This is a genomic window from Geodermatophilus pulveris (assembly GCF_900188375.1).
Taxonomy (GTDB): Bacteria; Actinomycetota; Actinomycetes; order Mycobacteriales; family Geodermatophilaceae; genus Geodermatophilus; species Geodermatophilus pulveris.
On record NZ_FZOO01000020.1, the window covers coordinates 1 to 3760 of the forward strand.

2 protein-coding genes and 1 pseudogene are annotated in these 3760 nt (G+C 72.9%); all 3 read left to right on the forward strand.

Features of this window, described 5'->3' with window-relative positions:
* Positions 1 to 280 (forward strand): annotated as a pseudogene (locus CHB98_RS20865) (methyl-accepting chemotaxis protein); the annotation flags it as partial.
* 318 nt (positions 281 to 598) lie between these two features.
* Positions 599 to 2203, forward strand: a complete 1605-nt coding sequence (locus CHB98_RS20870) for a methyl-accepting chemotaxis protein (protein ID WP_089307531.1) — start codon at positions 599 to 601, stop codon at positions 2201 to 2203.
* Positions 2204 to 2660: 457 nt separating this feature from the next.
* The coding region (locus CHB98_RS20875; RefSeq protein ID WP_143425158.1) for a methyl-accepting chemotaxis protein at positions 2661 to 3760 on the forward strand (1100 nt) is incomplete at its 3' end.

Genomic DNA, 3760 nt, shown 5'->3' on the forward strand with positions numbered 1-3760 from the left:
GACCGCGATCGAGCAGATCAGCACGATCGTCGCGCAGATCTCCGACCGGCAGACCACCATCGCCAGCGCCGTGGAGGAGCAGACCGCCACCACCAGCGAGATGTCCCGGTCGGTCTCCGAGGCCGCCGGCGGTACGACGCAGATCGCGGAGAACATCTCCGGGGTCTCCGGTGCCGCCGACGCGACCACCCAGGCGCTGACCCAGACCCGCACCGCCGTGGACGAGCTGTCCCGGATGGCCGCCGACCTGCGCACCTCGGTGGGCCGCTTCTCCTTCTGACCACACCGCCCGCGGGGAGCGCGCGACCGGTTCGTCCGGTCGCGCGCTCTCGCGCGTCCGGAAATGGTCGGGAAGTGCACGTCCCCGAGGGCCCGCCATTCCCCGTGGGAGTGGTGCCGGTCGACAAGGCGATCCGGCAGATGCGCTCGCCGACATTTCCGTGGGACCTCCCGTGACACGCCGATCGGCAGTCAGGGACGTGCGCCGGAAATGGCCCACGATGGCGCGGCACCCCACCGCCGTCGACGTCGACGCGGGGATCCGGGCTCACGGCAGCGGGTCCGCCGCCTCGTCCCCCACTCCGAGGAGCAGCACGCCATGACCGATCGCACTCCCCCTGCCGCAGGAGGGCCCGGTGGCTGGTTCGCCGACCGGCCCCTACGGGTCAAGTTCGGCGCCCTCGTCGGTGTCACCGTCCTCGCCTTCGGCGGGTTGGTCGGCTCCGTCCTCGTCGGCAACGGCTCCGCGCGGCAGGCCGACGCGGAGATGATGGCCCTGTCCCACGCGCGGAGCCTCGTGCTGCAGCTCGACACCCGGGCCAGCGAGCTCAAGGTCGACGCTTTCCGCGTCCTGGTCCGCGACGTCCCGGCCGAGGCGCGCACCGAGGTCGCCGAGGACACCGCCATCGCTGACGAGCTGCTGACCGAGCTCTCGGGGATCACGCTGACCGGCGAGAGTGCCGCGGCCGTGGCGGAGCTGGAGACGTCCTTCGACGACTACACCGCGGCGATCGGCGCGTTCGTCGACGCCGCCGTCGCCGACCAGGCCGCCGCGCGGGCCGGCTACGAACAGATCCAGGCCGCGAACGACCTCACCGACGGAGCCGTCGGCGCAGCCGAGGACGCCCTCGAGGTCGCGACCGCGGACGCCGAGGCGGGCCTGGTCCGGAGCATCGACAACACCCAGACGATCACCCTGCTCGTGGCCTGCGTCGGCATGGCGCTCATCCTGGTGATCAGCTGGCTGACCACGCGGTCGATCACCCGGCCGGTGCAGCGGGTGCAGCACGCCCTGGAGGCCATGGCGGACGGCGACCTGACGGTGCCCGCCGGCGTCTCCAGCCGGGACGAGGTCGGCCGGATGGCCGCAGCCCTCGACGCTGCGCAGCTGGGCCTGCGGGAGGTGCTCGGCGGCGTCGTGGCCTCGGCGGACGCGGTGGCGGCCAGCTCCGAGGAGCTGTCGGCCTCGGCGTCGCAGATCTCCGCCTCGGCGCAGGAGACCAGCGCGCAGTCCGGCGTCGTGTCGGGTGCCGCCGAGGAGGTCTCGCGCAGCGTGCAGACCGTGGCCGCCGGCGCCGAGGAGATGGGCGCCTCGATCCGGGAGATCAGCCAGAACGCCGCGGAGGCGGCGCGGGTGGCGGCGCAGGCGGTGACCGAGGCGGAGACCACCACGGCGACGGTGACCAAGCTCGGTGAGTCGTCGCGGGAGATCGGTGACGTCATCAAGGTGATCACCTCGATCGCCGAGCAGACCAACCTGCTGGCGCTGAACGCCACGATCGAGGCGGCGCGGGCCGGGGAGGCGGGCAAGGGCTTCGCGGTGGTGGCCAACGAGGTCAAGGAGCTGGCCCAGGAGACGGCCAAGGCGACCGAGGACATCGCGCGGCGGGTGGAGGCCATCCAGGGCGACACCACCGGGGCGGTGGCCGCGATCGGGCGGATCAGCACGGTCATCGGGCAGATCAACGACTACCAGACCACCATCGCCAGCGCCGTGGAGGAGCAGACCGCCACCACCAGCGAGATGAGCCGGTCGGTCAGCGAGGCGGCCGCCGGCTCCGGGCAGATCGCCGACAACATCGTCGGCGTCTCCACCGCGGCGGAGTCGACGACGCAGGCGCTGACCCAGACGCGCACCGCCGTCGACGAGCTGTCCCGGATGGCCGCCGACCTGCGCACCTCGGTGGGCCGCTTCACCTACTGAGCGCCACCAGCAGCACCGCAGAGGGGCACGGTCGCGACCCGCGGCCGTGCCCCTCGCGCGTGCCCGACCCAGGTGCCGCCGATCCTCGGCGGCCCCTGGGTCGGGGTACCGCACGTGGAGGGCGGCACACCGACGCACCGGGGGCCGTCATCCGGCTCTCCCGGCACGAGTCGGGGGGCTGACCCAACAGTGTGACCGCCGCCGCCGACGACACGGAGCGGCCCGCCGGACGGGGGGCCGGCCTGGTCGCGGCCGGCTGACGGGGCCGGCGGGACCGCCCCGCGGGCACGACCGTCGACATGCGGACCCGGGGGAGACGACCACCCACCACTCCCGTCACGAGTCGGCGAGACGGGTGCACCAGCGGGACCGGTCTGCCGAGAACCTCCCTCGAGGGCTGCGTCGGGATCGGCGCCACCCGCCTCCGACCCGCACACCAGCTCGAAGGACAGATGCCATGACGACCACGGCGGACAACCCGGCGCGGCGCGCGACGGGACCGTTCGGCTTCTTCCGGGACCTCAAGACGGCCCGCAAGCTGCTCGCGAGCTTCCTCGTGCTCATCGCGATCATGACGGGCATCGGGCTGCTGGGCCTGTCCAAGCTCGCCACGGTGAACACGCAGCTCGACAGCATGTACCACAACCGCCTGGTCGCCGTCGACACCCTCGGCCGGGTGGAGGCCCGCTTCGAGGCCCTCCGCTTCCGGCTGGTCGACTACACCATCGCCCCGACTCCCGACGCCAAGCAGAGGATCCTCACCCGCATCGGCGAGCTCGACGGACTGGTCGACGACGCGCTGGCCACCTTCAAGGAGGCCAGCACCAGCGCGGACCACAGCGGGTACGACCGCATCGTCACCGACATGGCGCTGTACCGGCAGGTGCGCGACACCGAGCTCCTCCCCCTGGCGCAGGCCGGCCGCGTGGCGGAGTTCGTCATCCTGCATGAGGAGAGGATCACGCCTCTGGCCGTCTCGATCGCCGAGGCCATCGACCTGCAGATCGAGGTGGAGAACGACGAGGCGGAGCAGGCGTTGACCGCCGCCGAGGCCGACTACTCGGCCAGCCTGACCACGATCGTCGGGGCCCTCGTCGTCGGCGCCGTGCTGGGCCTGGTGATGGCCCTCACGCTGGGCCGACTGATCTCCCGGCCGCTGGCCCGCACGGTGGAGGTGTTGCAGGGTGTCGCCGCGGGTCGGCTGGACCGGACGCTGGACGTCGACACCCGGGACGAGGTCGGGGACATGGCCCGCGCGCTCAACGAGGCCATCGACAAGATCGGTTCGGCGATGCGCGGCATCGGGGCCAACGCGCAGACCCTGGCGGCGGCGTCGGAGGAGCTGTCGGCCACCTCCGGCCAGATGTCGTCCAACGCCGAGGAGTCCGCGGCGCAGGCCGGTGCGGTGTCCGCGGCCGCCGAGCAGGTGTCCAGCAACGTGCAGACCGTCGCGGCCGGTACCGAGGAGATGGGTGCGTCCATCCGGGAGATCGCGACGAACGCGGCGGAGGCCTCGGCGGTGGCCGCGCGGGCGGTGACCGCGGTGGAGACCACCTC

Coding starts and splice junctions, on each gene's coding strand:
- CHB98_RS20870 (WP_089307531.1), top strand. CDS start 599: ATGACCGATCGCACTCCCCCTGCCGCAGGAGGGCCCGGTGGCTGGTTC.